The organism is Halobellus captivus (genome assembly GCF_007655485.1).
Taxonomy (GTDB): domain Archaea; phylum Halobacteriota; class Halobacteria; order Halobacteriales; family Haloferacaceae; genus Haloquadratum; species Haloquadratum captivum.
The window spans coordinates 669571-684194 of the sequence record NZ_VJXQ01000001.1 but is presented as its reverse complement, the minus strand read 5'-3'; the positions used below and the strand labels follow the sequence as shown (position 1 = coordinate 684194).

14 protein-coding genes and 1 pseudogene are annotated in these 14624 nt (G+C 66.0%); 6 read left to right on the top strand and 9 right to left on the bottom strand.

Annotated elements, in window-relative coordinates:
* The first annotated feature begins 132 nt into the window (after nucleotides 1-132).
* Together FJT57_RS03370 and FJT57_RS03365 are read left to right on the top strand one after the other, a co-directional pair.
* Nucleotides 133-1374: an SPFH domain-containing protein gene (locus FJT57_RS03370; RefSeq protein ID WP_144901674.1), complete on the top strand. Its 1242-nt coding sequence runs from the start codon at nucleotides 133-135 to the stop codon at nucleotides 1372-1374.
* Between the two features lie 138 nt (nucleotides 1375-1512).
* Entirely contained in the window at nucleotides 1513-2136 is a 624-nt protein-coding gene (locus tag FJT57_RS03365; RefSeq protein ID WP_144901672.1) for a winged helix-turn-helix transcriptional regulator, read from the top strand.
* 29 nt (nucleotides 2137-2165) lie between these two features.
* Here the strand turns inward: FJT57_RS03365 and FJT57_RS03360 are convergent, their stop codons facing one another.
* Together FJT57_RS03360 and FJT57_RS03355 are read right to left on the bottom strand one after the other, a co-directional pair.
* The gene (locus FJT57_RS03360) at nucleotides 2166-2675 is read right to left on the bottom strand and encodes a hypothetical protein (protein WP_144901670.1); all 510 of its coding nucleotides are present in this window, start codon (nucleotides 2673-2675) and stop codon (nucleotides 2166-2168) included.
* A 71-nt stretch (nucleotides 2676-2746) separates the two neighbouring features.
* Nucleotides 2747-2992 (bottom strand): DUF7123 family protein, encoded by a 246-nt coding sequence (locus tag FJT57_RS03355; RefSeq protein ID WP_144901668.1) that lies wholly within the window; start codon nucleotides 2990-2992, stop codon nucleotides 2747-2749.
* A gap of 292 nt (nucleotides 2993-3284) precedes the next feature.
* Between FJT57_RS03355 and FJT57_RS03350 the strand changes: the two genes are divergently transcribed.
* A complete protein-coding gene (locus tag FJT57_RS03350) occupies nucleotides 3285-5192 on the top strand; it encodes a flippase-like domain-containing protein (RefSeq protein WP_144901666.1) in 1908 nt (635 codons plus the stop codon).
* Between the two features lie 19 nt (nucleotides 5193-5211).
* Here FJT57_RS03350 and FJT57_RS03345 read toward each other — a convergent pair whose 3' ends face one another.
* Together FJT57_RS03345 and FJT57_RS03340 are read right to left on the bottom strand one after the other, a co-directional pair.
* Nucleotides 5212-5775: a DUF84 family protein gene (locus tag FJT57_RS03345; protein WP_144901665.1), complete on the bottom strand. Its 564-nt coding sequence runs from the start codon at nucleotides 5773-5775 to the stop codon at nucleotides 5212-5214.
* A gap of 65 nt (nucleotides 5776-5840) precedes the next feature.
* Entirely contained in the window at nucleotides 5841-6656 is an 816-nt protein-coding gene (locus FJT57_RS03340; protein WP_144901663.1) for a helical backbone metal receptor, read from the bottom strand.
* Nucleotides 6657-7038: 382 nt separating this feature from the next.
* On the opposite strand from FJT57_RS03340, the gene FJT57_RS03335 reads away from it, so the two are divergent.
* Both FJT57_RS03335 and FJT57_RS03330 read left to right on the top strand, forming a co-directional pair.
* On the top strand, nucleotides 7039-8088 hold the full coding sequence (locus FJT57_RS03335; protein ID WP_144901661.1) for a transcription initiation factor IIB: 1050 nt from the start codon (nucleotides 7039-7041) through the stop codon (nucleotides 8086-8088).
* 107 nt (nucleotides 8089-8195) lie between these two features.
* A complete protein-coding gene (locus FJT57_RS03330) occupies nucleotides 8196-8624 on the top strand; it encodes a zinc ribbon domain-containing protein (RefSeq protein WP_144901659.1) in 429 nt (142 codons plus the stop codon).
* Here FJT57_RS03330 and FJT57_RS03325 read toward each other — a convergent pair whose 3' ends face one another.
* Together FJT57_RS03325 and FJT57_RS03320 are read right to left on the bottom strand one after the other, a co-directional pair.
* Nucleotides 8625-9812: a 3-dehydroquinate synthase II gene (locus tag FJT57_RS03325; RefSeq protein WP_144901657.1), complete on the bottom strand. Its 1188-nt coding sequence runs from the start codon at nucleotides 9810-9812 to the stop codon at nucleotides 8625-8627.
* Between the two features lie 68 nt (nucleotides 9813-9880).
* A complete protein-coding gene (locus FJT57_RS03320) occupies nucleotides 9881-10546 on the bottom strand; it encodes a GNAT family N-acetyltransferase (protein WP_144901655.1) in 666 nt (221 codons plus the stop codon).
* Nucleotides 10547-10648: 102 nt separating this feature from the next.
* Here FJT57_RS03320 and FJT57_RS03315 point away from each other — a divergent pair, with 102 nt between their 5' ends.
* Entirely contained in the window at nucleotides 10649-12412 is a 1764-nt protein-coding gene (locus tag FJT57_RS03315) for a radical SAM protein (RefSeq protein WP_144901653.1), read from the top strand.
* 29 nt (nucleotides 12413-12441) lie between these two features.
* Here the strand turns inward: FJT57_RS03315 and FJT57_RS03310 are convergent, their stop codons facing one another.
* The 3 genes and pseudogenes from FJT57_RS03310 to FJT57_RS16880 form a co-directional block, all read right to left on the bottom strand.
* On the bottom strand, nucleotides 12442-12840 hold the full coding sequence (locus FJT57_RS03310; protein WP_144901651.1) for a TRAM domain-containing protein: 399 nt from the start codon (nucleotides 12838-12840) through the stop codon (nucleotides 12442-12444).
* Nucleotides 12841-12919: 79 nt separating this feature from the next.
* Entirely contained in the window at nucleotides 12920-14188 is a 1269-nt protein-coding gene (nreA, locus tag FJT57_RS03305) for a DNA repair protein NreA (RefSeq protein ID WP_144901649.1), read from the bottom strand.
* Nucleotides 14189-14336: 148 nt separating this feature from the next.
* Nucleotides 14337-14624, bottom strand: a pseudogene (locus FJT57_RS16880) (transcription initiation factor IIB); the annotation flags it as partial.

Genomic DNA, 14624 nt, shown 5'->3' with positions numbered 1-14624 from the left:
CTGGTCAGCGTTGATGTGGGTGGCCGTGTTTTGGCTGCTCCCCTCCGCAATTCGATTACAGTGGTCGCGAGGACCAAGTCCATCCACCACGCAGGGGCCAACGCTTATGAGAGCGACACACCAAGGCGAAATATGGCATTTGGTCCCATTCCGCTACAGATAGGCATCGGTATCCCGACGATCGGGATACTCGTGCTCCTCCTCGCGATCGTCACTGTCTATCAGATGGTCGAGATCGTCGACGCCTACGAGAAGAAGGCGCTGACGGTGTTCGGCGAGTACCGGAAACTCTTAGAGCCGGGTATCAACTTCATCCCGCCGTTCGTCTCGCGAACGTACCCGTTCGATATGCGGACCCAGACGCTTGACGTCCCCCGACAGGAGGCGATCACCCGCGACAACTCCCCCGTCACTGCGGACGCCGTCGTCTACATCAAGGTGATGGACGCGAAGAAGGCGTTCCTCGAAGTCGACGACTACAAGCGCGCGGTCTCGAACCTCGCACAGACGACGCTGCGCGCAGTCATCGGCGATATGGAACTCGACGACACGCTCAACAAGCGACAGGAGATCAACGGTCGGATCCGCCGCGAACTCGACGAGCCCACCGACGAGTGGGGCGTCCGCGTCGAGAGCGTCGAAGTCCGGGAGGTCAACCCCTCTCAGGACGTCCAGCAGGCGATGGAGCAGCAGACCTCCGCCGAGCGCCGTCGCCGCGCGATGATCCTCGAAGCGCAGGGTGAACGACGCTCCGCGGTCGAGCAGGCAGAGGGTGAGAAGCAGTCGAACATCATTCGCGCGCAGGGCGAAAAGCAGAGTCAGATTCTCGAAGCGCAGGGTGACGCCATCTCGACGGTGCTGCGCGCGAAATCCGCCGAATCGATGGGCGAGCGCGCCATCATCGAGAAGGGAATGGAGAGCTTAGAGGCGATCGGACAGGGCGAGTCGACGACGTTCGTCCTCCCGCAGGAGCTCACGAGCCTCCTCGGTCGGTACGGTCGGCAGCTGACCGACTCCGACGTGCAGGAGTCCGCCGGACTCGACAGCCTCGAATTCGACTCGGAGACCCGCGAACTGCTCGGTCTCGACGACATCGAGGAGATCCTCGGCCAGATCGACCAGGCGACGGAGATGGACGTCGAAGAACTCGAACAGGAAGCGGAGGCGATCAAGCAGGGCGGCGGCACCGACATCAAGAGCGCCGACGAGATCGTCGCCCAGGCGGACAACGCGGACGAAGCGACGATCAAAGACCCCGATGAGGTCGTCGGTGACGCTCCCAGCGACGGTTCGGCGGCCGGAGACGACTCGGCCGCTGACGATTCCGGATCGGCCGACGACGCCGAACCGGCGGTCGAAACCGAGAAGGAGTGAGGCGGTCGGCTGTCGTCCGAGGCCGCTGCGGTACCGCTCTCCCATCTTTTTCGCGTTCGTACTGCCGCGTCATCCCCTCGAAAAGTGGACCGAACGAAGCGCTTTTGACTGAATCAGCCGTTTGTACGATCGAAACCGATGCCGGATCGCGCAATCGACGAGGAGAAACGGGCGACGCTCAGACGCTTCGCAGCGTTGGGGGCGGCCTCACCGCTTGCCGGGCTCGGCGCCGCCGGGAACGCGGCCGCCGAGACCGACACGACGAGCGACGCCCGCGACGCGATCGTCGGCTATGTCGCGTCGACGCCGGGCGCGCACTTCTCGAAGATCCGCGACGATCTCAGCCTCGGAACGGGCGAGACGCAGCACCACCTCCGCCGACTCGTCGACGACGGGGTGCTCGTGTTCACCCGCGACGGCGATTACAAGCGGTTCTTCCCCGCCGAGCGGTTCTCCGCGTTCGAACAGACCGCGCTCGGGTACCTCCGACGACGGACGCCGCGCGGGATGGTGATCGAACTCCTCCGAAACCCGTCGACGACCGGGTCGGCCCTCGCAGACCGACTTGACGTCTCGCGAGCGACCGTGAGCGGCTACGCGGGCGACCTCGAAGCCGCCGGACTGCTCTCACGGGAGGACGGGTACGTGATCGAGCGACCGGAGACGGTTCTCACGCTCGTCGTCAGATACGCCGATTCGTTCGGGTCCGACGCGGTCGAGTTGGCCGCAGAAGCCGATTCCCTCGTTCGATACGACCCGTAACGGTGCGGAAGACGCGCCGTCGCCGTGAGTTACGCCTCGGCGGTTCCGGTCCCGGCCGCTGCTTGCGTCTGTGCTTCGATGTCCGCCTGCGAGACGAGCGCGCTCACCTCGTCGCTGTTTAGTAACTGTAGGATGCCGCCAGCGTCGCCAGACACGATCACCGCGCCGAAGGAATCGTACTCTTCTTCGACGCTCACGCCCTCCTGGGCCTCGGCAGCGTCTGTTAACGCCGTTATCGCCTCTTCGATGTACTCCGACTGGATCGTGGCGTACTCCTCTCGGGCCTCCTCCTGAGTGAGGTTCCCGCTCTGGATCTCCTCTTGCAGTCTGACCTGCTCTTCTTGCATCGCTTGTTGATCCACTGCGGCGATCGCACCGACACCGTCACTACTCGACTCGTTGGGGGATTCGCTCTGGGCGTCGCTCGCCTCCTGACCACCGAGATCGAGTTGGTCTGTACACCCGGCGAGAAGCGTCGCGCCACCGATACTCGCGCCTTCGAGGAACCGCCGACGGTTCGTCGGAGTCAGATCGTCCATTACCGATCGAAAATCACGGTCCGAGACAGATAACGACTGTTGTTTCACCCGTCCACCGATCGGTATCAGGTCTACCGCGTGACTTTCCAGGTCGTCCCCGAGGAGTACCCCCACTTTTCGACGGTGAGGTCGACGTCTCCGTCGAGCAGCGCGCGCATATTGGCTCCGACCTCCTTCGCCGACAGCCCGAGGTCTTCAGCGATGAGCCGCGATTTGAAGTACGTTCGGTCGTCGGCGTTCGATCGGAGGTACCGGAGGATCCGGCGCTGTTTCTCGCTGAGGTTCGATGCAGTCGTTGCGGCGACGGTCGCGCTCATATCTACTCTCACGGGATATCGGCCTAAGAACGGTTTGGTACATGTAGTTAACACGGTGCTGTAATGCGGTTACTGGTGAGAAATACTGGATATCATCACCCCAGATCACAGTTCCGGGTACAGTTGCCTAACGCACACTGAGATACGTTAACACGTTGATGTCGCGTGGGGCGAACACCCCGGACGGCAGCGCCGGGACGCTCTCGCGTTCGTACTGACGGTGCTCCTGTGCGAGCAAGCGGCAACCATCGAGACAGAAGGTTCATATCGAACGCTGTTTCAGACTGTGCTAATGAGCGGTCCCCGTCACGGAGCCGAGCGTGAACCGCGACCGACGAGCGGCGGGGAGCCGACGAACCACAACGAGTCTCCGAAGGAGTCGTCATCGCGTCCGGGTGTTCCGTCCGTGAGCGTCGTGCTTCCGGCGTACAACGAGGAGGAGACCATCGAATCGACCGTGGAGACGACTCTCGAAACGCTCGCGTCGTTTCTCGCTCCCGGGACGTTCGAGGTCATCGTCGCCGAGGACGGCTGCGACGATCGGACACCGGAGATCGCGGATCGGTTGGCGACCGAGGACGACCGCGTCAGGCACTTCCACAGCGGCGAGCGACTCGGCCGTGGCGGCGCGCTCGAACGGGCGTTCGAGGCGGCTCACGGCGACGTCCTCGCGTACTTCGATACGGATCTGGCGACCGATATGCGACACCTCGAAGAGCTCATCGAACGGGTCCGTTCCGGCGACGCGGACGTCGCGACGGGATCGCGATGGATGCCCGGAAACGTCGCCGACAGACCGGCCAAACGCGGCGTTCCGAGCCGAGCCTACAACGGGCTCGTGCGGACGTTCCTTCGCTCGGACCTCCAGGACCACCAGTGCGGGTTCAAGGCGTTCAGTCGGGAGGCGTTCGAGACGCTCCGCGAGGACGTCGAGGACGAACACTGGTTCTGGGACACCGAGATGCTCGTACGGGCGCAGCGACACGGCTACGAGGTCGCGGAGTTCCCCGTCGACTGGACGCCGAAGGGCGACACGAAGGTCGATCTCGTCCGCGACGTCCTCGGAATGGGGAGTCAGATCTTCCGGACGTGGTGGCAGCTGTCGGTCCGGCCGCGCCTCTCGCGCCGCGTCGGGCTCGTCGCTGGAGCGGCGCTGGCGGTGCTCGCGCTCGCTCTGATGACGCAGTACATCGACTTCGGTGCGGTTCTCTCCGAGATGCGCGAGGCGAACCGGGGACTCGTCGCCGCGGCCACGCTCGTGTATCTCCTCTCGTGGCCGCTTCGCGGGCTCCGATACCGCGACATCCTCTCAGAGCTCGGGTATCGCGAGCGGGTGGGATTCCTGACGGGCGCGGTGTTCATCAGCCAGACCGGGAACCTCGTCTTCCCGGCCCGCGCCGGTGACTTGATCCGCGCGTACGTGGTCAAAGCACGCCGAAACATCCCGTATCCGTCAGGGTTCGCGTCGCTGGCCGCCGAACGGGTGTTCGACCTGCTCACGATCGCCGCGATGGCCGGAGTCGTCCTCATCGGATACACGGTGACCGGGCAGACGGCCGATCTCGCGCAGACGATAGTCGGCGCCGAGGGCGCGGGTCGCGTGGCGGTCTTCGTCTCGGTGGCCGTCAGCCTCGTTGCGATCGGCGCGGTCGGTGTGATCGCGTTCTCCGCGCGGAGCGATCGGGATCTGGTCACCGCGCTCGTCCACCGAATGAGCACGGACTCCTACGCCGACTTCGTCGCGGGAATCATCGGTCAGTTCGTCAGCGATCTCCAGACGGTGGCGGGCACGCGGGCTGGATTCGCTCGGGTCGGCGGGATGAGCGTCCTCATCTGGACGCTCGACGTGATGACCGCGCTGCTGGTTCTCGCGGCGTTCGCGCCGGGGTTGCCGGTCGTGGAACTCGTGGCGGTGAGTTTCTTCGCCGTCAGCGTCGGCAACCTCGCGAAGGTGCTGCCGCTGTCGCCCGGTGGCGTCGGTCTCTACGAGGGCGCGTTCACGCTTCTGGTGGTCGCGCTGACGCCGCTCGGGCCCGAACTGGCGCTGGGCGCGGCCGTCCTCGATCACGCCGTGAAGAACATCGTCACCGTCATCGGCGGCTACGCCTCGATGCTTGGTCTCAACGTCTCGCTGACGACCGCCGTCGAGGAGAGCAGAGACGCGCGCGAGGGAACGGACGAAGCCGTCGAACTCGATTAACGCGAGGCGGGAGCGGACGTCAGTACAACTCGCTCAGAAACGGTGCGGCGGCGGCGGTCACCGCGGCGTCGAGCGCGTCCGTGCGGGTCATCAACCCGCCGGTGAACGCCCCCGCCGCCCCCTGTTTTTTCGCGACGTTCGACTCGCCGAGGACGTCGTCCATCACCGGCCCCAACTCTTCGCCGTCCCGAACTCGGTCCGCGATCGACGCCGGGAGCGACAGGCTCGGTCCGGCCCCGACGCCCCAGCGCTCGCCGTCGGTGACGGCGGCCCACATCACGAGAAACAGCTCGTGTGATTCGAGCGACGACCGCCGCTCGGAACCGACATCCTCGCCGAGTGCAGTGACGCCCCCTTCGCCGAACCCGGCAACGCCGCCTTCGATGCCGACACCGAGGTCGTACGCATCGGTCCGGAGCGCCGCATCTGCGCGGTTTCGCGCGCCCGTTCGCGTCTCGTCGTGGCCGATCGGTTGCTCGGCGACGCCCGACGGAACCGACTCGGCGACCACCGTCGATTCGGGAAAGACGCGCGCCGTCGCATCGCGCTTCACCGGGTTTCCGCTACCCACTGCGATTCGCATAGACGCATCTCCCGCTCTCCGCGCAAACGTGTGTCGCTTCGCGATGGGACGTTCCCCGGCCCGCGTTATTCGTCCGGATAACAGAGTGCCGAGAGCGTTTCGATGCCATCGATGAGCGCGGGACTCGGCTGGTTCAGGAGGTCGTCGTCGAAGACGTGAACGGCGGCGTCGAGCGCCCACCCGCGTGCGTCGACGGCACCGGGATCGACGCGGTCGCCGCGTCCACAGTGGTGGAGGATCACGTGGTCGGGGTCAGCGCGCTCGACGCGCTCGCGAGATACCTCGCGGGAGCGCTCGCCGGAGTCGCAGAACGGATACCGTCCGCCCGCGGCCTCGACCGCGTCGGGGACCCAGTTCCCGGCGGCCATCGGCGGATCGCCCCACTCCTCGCAGTAGACGACGGGCCGTTCGACGCCGTCGGTTTCTCGCGACGTGTCGACGCGACGCCGAACGTCGGAGATTCGCGCACGCGCGTCGACCGCGAGCCGCGCTCCGGCCTCGGCCTCGCCGACCGCCCGTCCGAGCGTCTCGAAGGAGTCGACGACGGCGTCGAGGGTGTCGGGTTCGACGTGACAGACGTCGTAGCCGCGGTCGCGGAGGTCCTCGCAGATTTCCGCTTGAAGACCGTCGGCGGTACAGACGAGGTCGGGATCGAGTTCGGCCAGTCGATCGTAATCGGGGCTCAACCAGCCGCCGACGACCGGACGGTCGAGCCCGCAGTGGGCGGTGACGCCCGCGATGCGATCTCCGACACCCATCGCCGCCAGCGTCGCCGTCGCGCTGGGGGCGAGCGAAACGACGGTCGTATTCGGTCCTCCGCCCGTCGCGACGGTCTTCTCGGCGCTCTCGGGAGTCACGGTCGTCGATCGTCGGCTGTCCATCGTACGAACGACACCGCGCGGGCGACGACCAAGTGCGTTGTGGTGGCAGTGCGTTGTGGAGACGAGAAGCGCGGGATCGCCGTGGCGGCGTGCGCGTCTGAATGCGCTGTCGGTGGCGACGGAGTCGGGTGCGTGAAAGTGCGTTTTCGGTGGCGGCGGAATCGGCCGCGTGGATCACGGAAACGACCGCGTTCGCGGGGGGTTACGCCGATATATAAATCATAACGGTCGTTGTCGAAAGATCGCGCGATCCGGGGCTGTGCGTCCACTTCGCGCGAACGATTCCGAACCGCTTTTATATTCTCCGTCGGTTGGGTTGGTACGGACCGCTCCGGGCCTCTCTTACCCGTATCTGTGGCACGGAGCATTCGTCGCTATACCGATGAGCGAGAAGAGTACGTACACTCGCGTGAATGCGAGAACGAGAGACGAATCGCGAACGAACGACGGCCGAAGCGGAAGCTCGGCCGGTCAGCGGTGGGTTCGGCCCGACGAAGAGGAAACCGAAACCGAATCCGAGACCGCTGACGAAGAACTGGCGTGCCCGGAGTGCGGCGGCAACGTCGTCGTCGACGACGAGCACGGCGAGACTGTGTGTGACGACTGCGGACTGGTCATCACCGAGGACTCCGTCGACCGCGGCCCCGAGTGGCGCGCGTTCGACGCCAAGGAGAAGGACCAGAAGTCCCGCGTCGGCGCGCCGACGACCAACACGATGCACGACAAGGGCCTGTCGACGAACATCGACTGGCGCGACCGCGACGCCTACGGCAACTCGCTGTCGTCGAATCAGCGCCAGAAGATGCAGCGCCTCCGCAAGTGGAACGAGCGGTTCCGCACGCGGGACTCGAAAGAGCGCAACCTCAAGCAGGCCCTCGGCGAGATCGACCGGATGGCCTCGGCGCTCGGCCTCCCCGAGAACGTCCGGGAGACCGCGTCGGTCATCTACCGTCGCGCGCTCGACGAGGATCTGCTCCCCGGTCGCTCCATCGAGGGCGTCGCCACCTCGTGTGTCTACGCCGCGGCGCGGATGGCGGGGGTTCCCCGCTCGCTCGATGAGATCTCGGAGGTCTCTCGCGTCCCCAAGAGCGAGGTCGCGCGCACCTACCGATACATCGCCCGCGAGCTTTCGCTCGAAGTCAAGCCCGCGGACCCCGAACAGTACGTCCCCCGGTTCGCCTCCGAGCTCGGACTCTCCGACGAGGCGAAACTCCGCGCGCGACAGCTCCTGAAGAACGCCAAGGAGAAGGGCGTACACTCCGGGAAGTCGCCCGTCGGCCTCGCGGCGGCGGCCGTCTACGCCGCGGCGCTTCTCACCAACGAGAAGACGACCCAGGCGGCCGTCAGCGACGTCGCCGACATCTCCGAGGTCACGATCCGCAACCGCTATCACGAGCTGCTCGAAGCCGAAGAGAGCATCGGCCTCGCATAGTCCGTCGCGGAGACCGGTCGTTTCGCCCCGCTCGGCGGTTGACGCCCGTTTTTCTGTCCGTCAGTAATTCCGGAGATTTATACGCGCCCACGCCGTCGTCACCGGATATGACCCGAACGCGCCGTCGTGCAGTGATCGCCGCGCTCGTCGCCGTTCTCGGCGCGAGCGTCGGCGTCGCCGGTGCCGGACATCTCTACTTGCGTCGGTGGCGTCGCGCCGCGGCGTGGTTCGCGTTCGTCATCGGCGCGGCGATCGTCCTGCTCTGGGCGTTCGTGGACCCGTCAACGGTCGCACTCGCGGACCCCGCGGCGATCGCGTCGCTCGATCCGGGATCACTCCCAGCGACGGTCACCGCGCCGATCTTCGGACTGCTGATGGTCAGCACGGTCGACGCCTATCGGCTCGCCATCGCCGGACCGCAGACGAGTGACGGCCTCCAGTGTCCGAACTGTGGCGGCGACCTCGACCCCGAGATCGACTTCTGTCCGTGGTGTACGATCGAACTTGAGTGGGAGTACCCGGAGACAGAAGAATAGTTACTTCTCGATGATGCTCTCTTCGACGGCCTCGCCGAAGTGTCGAGCGGTCTGCTCGTAGTACACCAACACCTCGTCGCCCGCTTCGAGGTCCGTGACCGACGTCCGGCCCTCGCGGGTCGGGACCTTGATCGTCTCGGCGTTCTGTAACAGGGTCTCGATGCGGTCGTCGCCGATCTCAGCCTCGATGCGGAACATCGGGCGCTTCTCGATCTTCACGCGGCCGACGACGGCCTCGCGGGTCTTGCCGTCCGCGCCGACGATCTGCACCTCGTCGCCGCTCTTGAGTTCCGAGAGGTACTTGGTGCCGCCGTCGGGCGTTCGGACGTAGGCGTGGACCGCGCCCGCGTTGACGCGGAACGGCCGCGAGGCGACGTACGGCGACTCGGCGGTCTCGGCGTGGACGAAGAAGAGCCCGCGGCCCATACTGCCGACGAGCATCCCCTCGTCGTGTTCCATCAGGTTCCCGGTGTCGACGCAGACGCGGTCGGCCATCCCGGTGCGTTCGACCGCCGTCACGGTCGCCCACTCGAGATCCAGCGTCTCTCGCTCGGCCTCGTCGCGGATCTCGACCGTCCGCCGGATCTCGTCGGGGTCATCGGAATCGAGAAGGACGCCGTCGGACCCGAGTTCGAGCGTCTCGAACGCCGTCTTCGCTTCCTCCGCGGAGGTCACGCCCGCGATCAGGTCGGTCTCCTCGCCGATACGCGCGATGAGGTTTTCGAGGGGGATGATCGTCCAGTCCTCCCCGATGACGATGGTGTACTCGGCGTCCTTAGCCGCTTCTTCCGCGAAGGACTCGTACTCCTTCGAGAGGATCCGAACGTACGCGCCCTGCGCTCGCTCGTCCTCGCGGCGGAGGGTCGTGAGGTCGGCCGATCCCGAGAAGTCCCCCGGTAGGTCGACGGTACCGTCGCCCTCGCCCGCTTTGCCGACGATGTAGGCGTCGGCGATCGATTCTTCGGAGTCATCGTCCTCATCGGCCTCGACGTCGTCGATGAGGCTGCTATCGGCGTTCGTTTTGAACGCTGCCACCGAGACGTCGCCGAGCGATCGCACGCGGGCGACGTCGGCATCGTCGACGAGCACCCAGTCGACGCCCGCTTCGAGGCCCGTCGTGATCCGCCGCTTCCGTGTCTCCCAGTCGCCGACGGTGTCGTCGGCTTTGAGCCAGACGCTTCGTGTCATCGTTATCGGCCCCACTCGGCCGGAGCGCTTGAACGTGGCGACTCTCCGGAGGTTTGCCGCGGCGACGGTTAGCTCTCGAACCCGGAAGCAGCGAAGTCGGGGTCGACCGCCGACACCGGGCGCGGTTCCTCCGGTTCTCCTTCGGGCTCTCGCAGCCGTCGGTGGTACCAGACGACGTCGTGCCAGTCGCCGAGTTTGAACCCGGCGGCGGGGAACGTTCCGACCCGCTCGAACCCGCGTCGCTCGTGAAACGCCTCGCTCTCGGGGTTCGGCATTCCGAGCGCCGCGTACGCGCCGCAGTATCCCTGTCGGCGGAGCGTGTCCAACAGTCGGTCGTAGAGCGCCGTTCCGATCCCACCGCGATGTGCGTCAGAATCGACGTAGACCGACGTCTCGACGGCCCACCGGTACGCCCGGCGGCCGCGGAGTTGGGTGCCGTACGCGTAGCCGACGACATTGGACGCGCTCGTACTATCGTCGTCGGACGCGTTCGTGCCATTCTCGTCGGATGCGTTCGTATTATCGCCTGCCTCCGCGACGGCGACGTACCACGGGTACGCGTCGTCCTCGCGGTTCTGGCGGATCTCGTCGGCGATGTGTTCGACGGTGGGCACTTCGGTTCGGAACGTCACGGGGGTGTCGCGAACGAACGGCGCGTAGATGTCGCGGACGGCGGCCGCATCGTCCGGGTGAGCGGGTCGCAACCGGACGTCGTCGGTGGCGTCTTCGGGCATAGCTGTCGGGTCGGCGCGGTTGGTAACTGGTCTTACGATTCCGGCTGTTCGACCCGCCCCGAGAGAGTGAGCGTTTTACCGTTCGCCCGTCTTTCACCACCAATGACCGATCCGGCCGATCTCTCGGTGACGCTCGTCGACGGCTACGTCGACGAGCCCGCACACTTCGGTGTGCCCCCGTACATCTCGACGTACCCGCGGTTCACGGCCGGTGCGATCGTCGACGCCGGTGTCCCCGAGTCGAACGTGACGTACCACACGATCGACGAACTCCGCGACGATCGGAAGAAGTGGGCCGACGTCGCCGACGCGGACCTGTTCGTCTACCTCGGCGGGATGACCGTCCCCGGAAAGTACGTCGGCGGGACGCCCGCCGAACCCGACGAGGTGCGCGAACTCGCGTGGGTCGCCGAGGGCGTCTCCGTGATGGGCGGGCCGATCCGCTTCGGCGTCGGCGAGGAGAACGCGGGCGCACAGGAGATGCAGCGGCAGGGCCTCGACTACGACTTCCTCGCGATGGCCGACGTCGAGGCGGCCGCCTACGACCTCGTCGACAACGGGTTAGAGGGCTTCGAGAACCGCTATCGTGACAACGAGGAACTGGACCGCTGGGCCGCGGCAGGGGCGTTCGTCGTCGAGCAGCACCCGAACCATCCCGACTATCTCATCTGTGAACTGGAGACGTCACGGGGCTGCGCCTACCGCTGTTCGTTCTGCACGGAACCGATGTACGGCAATCCGGCCTTTCGATCCCCGGCGTCAGTCGTCGGCGAGGTCGAGGCGCTCTACGAGCGCGGCGTGCGGCACCTCCGACTCGGACGTCAGGCAGACATCCTCGCGTACGGCGGCGACGGCGAGGCCCCGAACCCCGATGCGCTCCGGCGACTGTACGGCGGGATCCGCGAGGTCGCGCCGAACCTGGGAACGCTGCACCTCGACAATATGAACCCGATCACGGTGGTGAAGTGGCCCGAGAAGTCCAGAGAGGGCATCCGGATCATCGCCGAGCACAATACGCCGGGCGATACGGCCGCGTTCGGCCTCGAATCCGCCGATCCCGTGGTACAGGAGGAGAACCACCTGAACGTCACCGCCGACGAGTGCTTCCGGGCGATCGAGATCGTCAACGAGGAGGCGGGCTGGCGACCCGGCGACGACCCCGCCGACGCGCCGACCCACGGCGACGGCGAGACGCCGCACGGCTCGAATGCGAGCGACCCTTCGAACCGACTGCCGAAACTCCTGCCCGGAATCAACCTCCTGCACGGACTGAAGGGCGAGCGCACGGAGACGTTCGAGCACAACAAACAGTTCCTCCAGCGCGTCTACGACGCCGGGCTGATGGTCCGCCGGATCAACATCCGGCAGGTGATGGCCTTCGAGGGGACGGAGATGGCCGACGAGGGAGCGAACATCGCGAACGCTCACAAGAAGCGCTTCAAACGGTACAAACGCGAGGTCCGCGAGGAGATCGATCGACCGATGCTGCGCCGACTCGCACCCGTCGGGACGGTGCTTCCGAACGTCCACCTGGAATACCATCAGGACGGGCGGACGTTCGGCCGCCAGCTCGGGACGTATCCGCTCCTCGTCGGGATTCCGGGCGAGCGCGAACTCGGGACGACCATCGACATCGCGGTCGTCGATCACGGTTACCGCTCGGTCACGGGGGTTCCGTTCCCGCTCGATCCGAACGGGGCGACGATGGACGAGCTGACCGCAATTCCGGGCATCGGCGATCGGACCGCTGGCGACATCGTCGTCAATCGGCCGTACGAATCCGCCGCGGCCGTTTCGAGTCCGGAGATCGATTTCGAGATCTTCACCGGCGACTATCCGCTCGATACGCGGGCGGCCGGGGAGTAGCGGCGGGCCGAGTCAGTCCGAGGAGCGAATCAGGCTTCCTCTTCGATCACTTCGCCGACCGCGAAGTTCGATTTGACCTCGCTGACCTCGATCTTCACCCGGTCGCCGATCTCGGTGCCGGGGACGATGATAACGTAGCCCCGTTCGACTCGCGCGATGCCGTCGCCCTGCTTGCCGATGTCTTCGATCTCGACGTAGCGCAGTTCGCCCGGTTCGACCGGCGGCTGCGGTTCCGTGGATGGTTGCTCCGTCTCGGCTGGCTCCGATGGTGATTCGACCGCACGAGAGATGAGAGCGACGCGGTAGGCCTCGCCGGGGCCGATCGATCCGGTTTCGACCTCCCGCTTCGGTACTTCGACGACGTATCGACCGTCTTCCTCACGAACATCCGCGTTGAACAGACACAAGAGTTTATCTGAGATTTCCACCGTGCAGACCTCCGATGGTACCTCTCGGTGAACCGTTAAAGTAGTACCGCCGCACTGGGAGGCGAACCGGACGAAACGGTCACTGTCGGGCGAAGTCACCGAACGTCGTCTGGAGTCCGGCCGCCATTGTCGACTTTCGGCGGAGCGTCGACAGCGACACCGGAAGGTGCTCGGTAACGCCGCGGACCGCTTCGGCGAACGTCCCGGCGGTCCCGCGCTCGTCGTCGAAGGCGTCGCGGACGGTCTCGCGCACCTGCCAGACGCCGACCGGCCCCCAGTAGTCGTCGGAGACGTGTCGCAGGACGAGCGCCTTCGCCTGTCGGCCCCGTTCTTCGAGGTGTTCGAGGACGCCGAGCCGCGCGGCGTGGTACGCCCCCGCCGTCTCGTCGACGTAGCCCGTCCGGCCCTCCGAGCCCTCCCTGTCGGCCGCGAGGTACATTCCCGCCTCGGGGTCGGGGTTCCAGACGCTCCCGGGCGCTTTCATCTCGACGAGTTCGTACTCCCACTTCCCGGGTGCGAGGATCACCCAGAAGGCGTTGCCCATGAATTCGTTGCGGTGAACTTCGACCTCGTTGATTCCGGGTGCCCCCCGGATCCGCCCGCGGAGATACTGCCCGACGGTGTCGTCGACGGCGGTGATCGACCACCGCGTGGGGACGAGTCGGCGCTGCTCCGTCTGCCCGAGCGCGCCAGCCGAGAGGATCGTGTTGATGTCGTAGACGTCGAAGCCGCGGCGGTAGAGGTAGTTGATCGCGCCCTCGGCGTTCCAGTCGTCGTCTTCGAGCGTCTTCTGAACCAACCGCGGCACGTGCGGGTTCTCCGCGAGGTCCGCCGAGCGGGCGCGCGCTCGGGGCCCGACCGGCGTCGCGACGTCCTCGATGCCGACGTCGAGGTCGACGTCGGGGCGCTCGTCGAGGCCGATCTCGACGGTCACCGGTCGATCGGAGATCGCGACTTCCCGCTGCGTTCCGAGAAACCCGTTCCACGAGTCGGCGACGTTGGTCACCTTCTGCGAGCGATTGGAGTTGAGAAGCGACGTCCGACGTGCGAACACGTCGTTGATCGAGACGCCCTCGTCGTACCACGCGCCGGAGGTCTCGAAGCGCTCGGCGTCGTCGTCGTGACCGACGGGCGAGAGCAGCCCGGTCGAAACCCGCGGGTAGTTCGACGCGCCGACGAAGATCGACGGCGAGACGCCGCCGTACAGCGAATCACCCTGTAACGTCTCCTCGAACCGGTCCTGAAACGTCTCTAACTGATCGAGGATGTCGTAGGACTTCTCCTGCGCGAGTCGCCGACGCTCCGCCCGCTCGTTGCGCTCGATGTCGACGTACTCGTCCAGCTTCATCGGGTGACACTGCGGCGTCGACGGATATGAAGCTTCGGCGTTCGCGGCCACTGTTGGCCGTTCGTCGTCGCGGCCACCGTTGGCTGTTCGCAGTCGCGGCACCGACCGTGACGTCACACAGCCGAGGTACCGACACGCGTCTCGGAGCTCAGTTGGGAAGGCCCATCGCTTCGATCTGCTCTTGGTAGCGGTTACGGATGGTGACTTCGGTCACCTGCGCGACGTCGGCGACCTCGCGTTGGGTCTTCTTCTCGTTGCACAGCAGCGAGGCGGCGTAGATCGCGGCCGCCGCGAACCCCGTCGGCGACTTCCCCGAGAGGAGCCCCTTCTCGGCCGTCGTTTCGATGATCTCGTCGGCCTTCGACTGGACCTCTTTGGAGAGTTCGAGTTCCGAACAGAACCGCGGGACGTACTTCTTCGGGTCGACCGGTCGCAT

Excerpts from the sequence above, each read along its gene's own strand:
- FJT57_RS03325 (WP_144901657.1), bottom strand. The coding sequence starts at position 9,812 with ATGACACGAAGCGTCTGGCTCAAAGCCGACGACACCGTCGGCGACTGG.
- FJT57_RS03355 (WP_144901668.1), bottom strand. The coding sequence starts at position 2,992 with ATGAGCGCGACCGTCGCCGCAACGACTGCATCGAACCTCAGCGAGAAA.
- nreA (WP_144901649.1), bottom strand. The coding sequence starts at position 14,188 with ATGAAGCTGGACGAGTACGTCGACATCGAGCGCAACGAGCGGGCGGAG.
- FJT57_RS03345 (WP_144901665.1), bottom strand. The coding sequence starts at position 5,775 with ATGCGAATCGCAGTGGGTAGCGGAAACCCGGTGAAGCGCGATGCGACG.
- FJT57_RS03340 (WP_144901663.1), bottom strand. The coding sequence starts at position 6,656 with ATGGACAGCCGACGATCGACGACCGTGACTCCCGAGAGCGCCGAGAAG.
- FJT57_RS03320 (WP_144901655.1), bottom strand. The coding sequence starts at position 10,546 with ATGCCCGAAGACGCCACCGACGACGTCCGGTTGCGACCCGCTCACCCG.
- FJT57_RS03360 (WP_144901670.1), bottom strand. The coding sequence starts at position 2,675 with ATGGACGATCTGACTCCGACGAACCGTCGGCGGTTCCTCGAAGGCGCG.
- FJT57_RS03370 (WP_144901674.1), top strand. The coding sequence starts at position 133 with ATGGCATTTGGTCCCATTCCGCTACAGATAGGCATCGGTATCCCGACG.
- FJT57_RS03365 (WP_144901672.1), top strand. The coding sequence starts at position 1,513 with ATGCCGGATCGCGCAATCGACGAGGAGAAACGGGCGACGCTCAGACGC.
- FJT57_RS03330 (WP_144901659.1), top strand. The coding sequence starts at position 8,196 with ATGACCCGAACGCGCCGTCGTGCAGTGATCGCCGCGCTCGTCGCCGTT.
- FJT57_RS03315 (WP_144901653.1), top strand. The coding sequence starts at position 10,649 with ATGACCGATCCGGCCGATCTCTCGGTGACGCTCGTCGACGGCTACGTC.
- FJT57_RS03335 (WP_144901661.1), top strand. The coding sequence starts at position 7,039 with ATGAGCGAGAAGAGTACGTACACTCGCGTGAATGCGAGAACGAGAGAC.
- FJT57_RS03350 (WP_144901666.1), top strand. The coding sequence starts at position 3,285 with ATGAGCGGTCCCCGTCACGGAGCCGAGCGTGAACCGCGACCGACGAGC.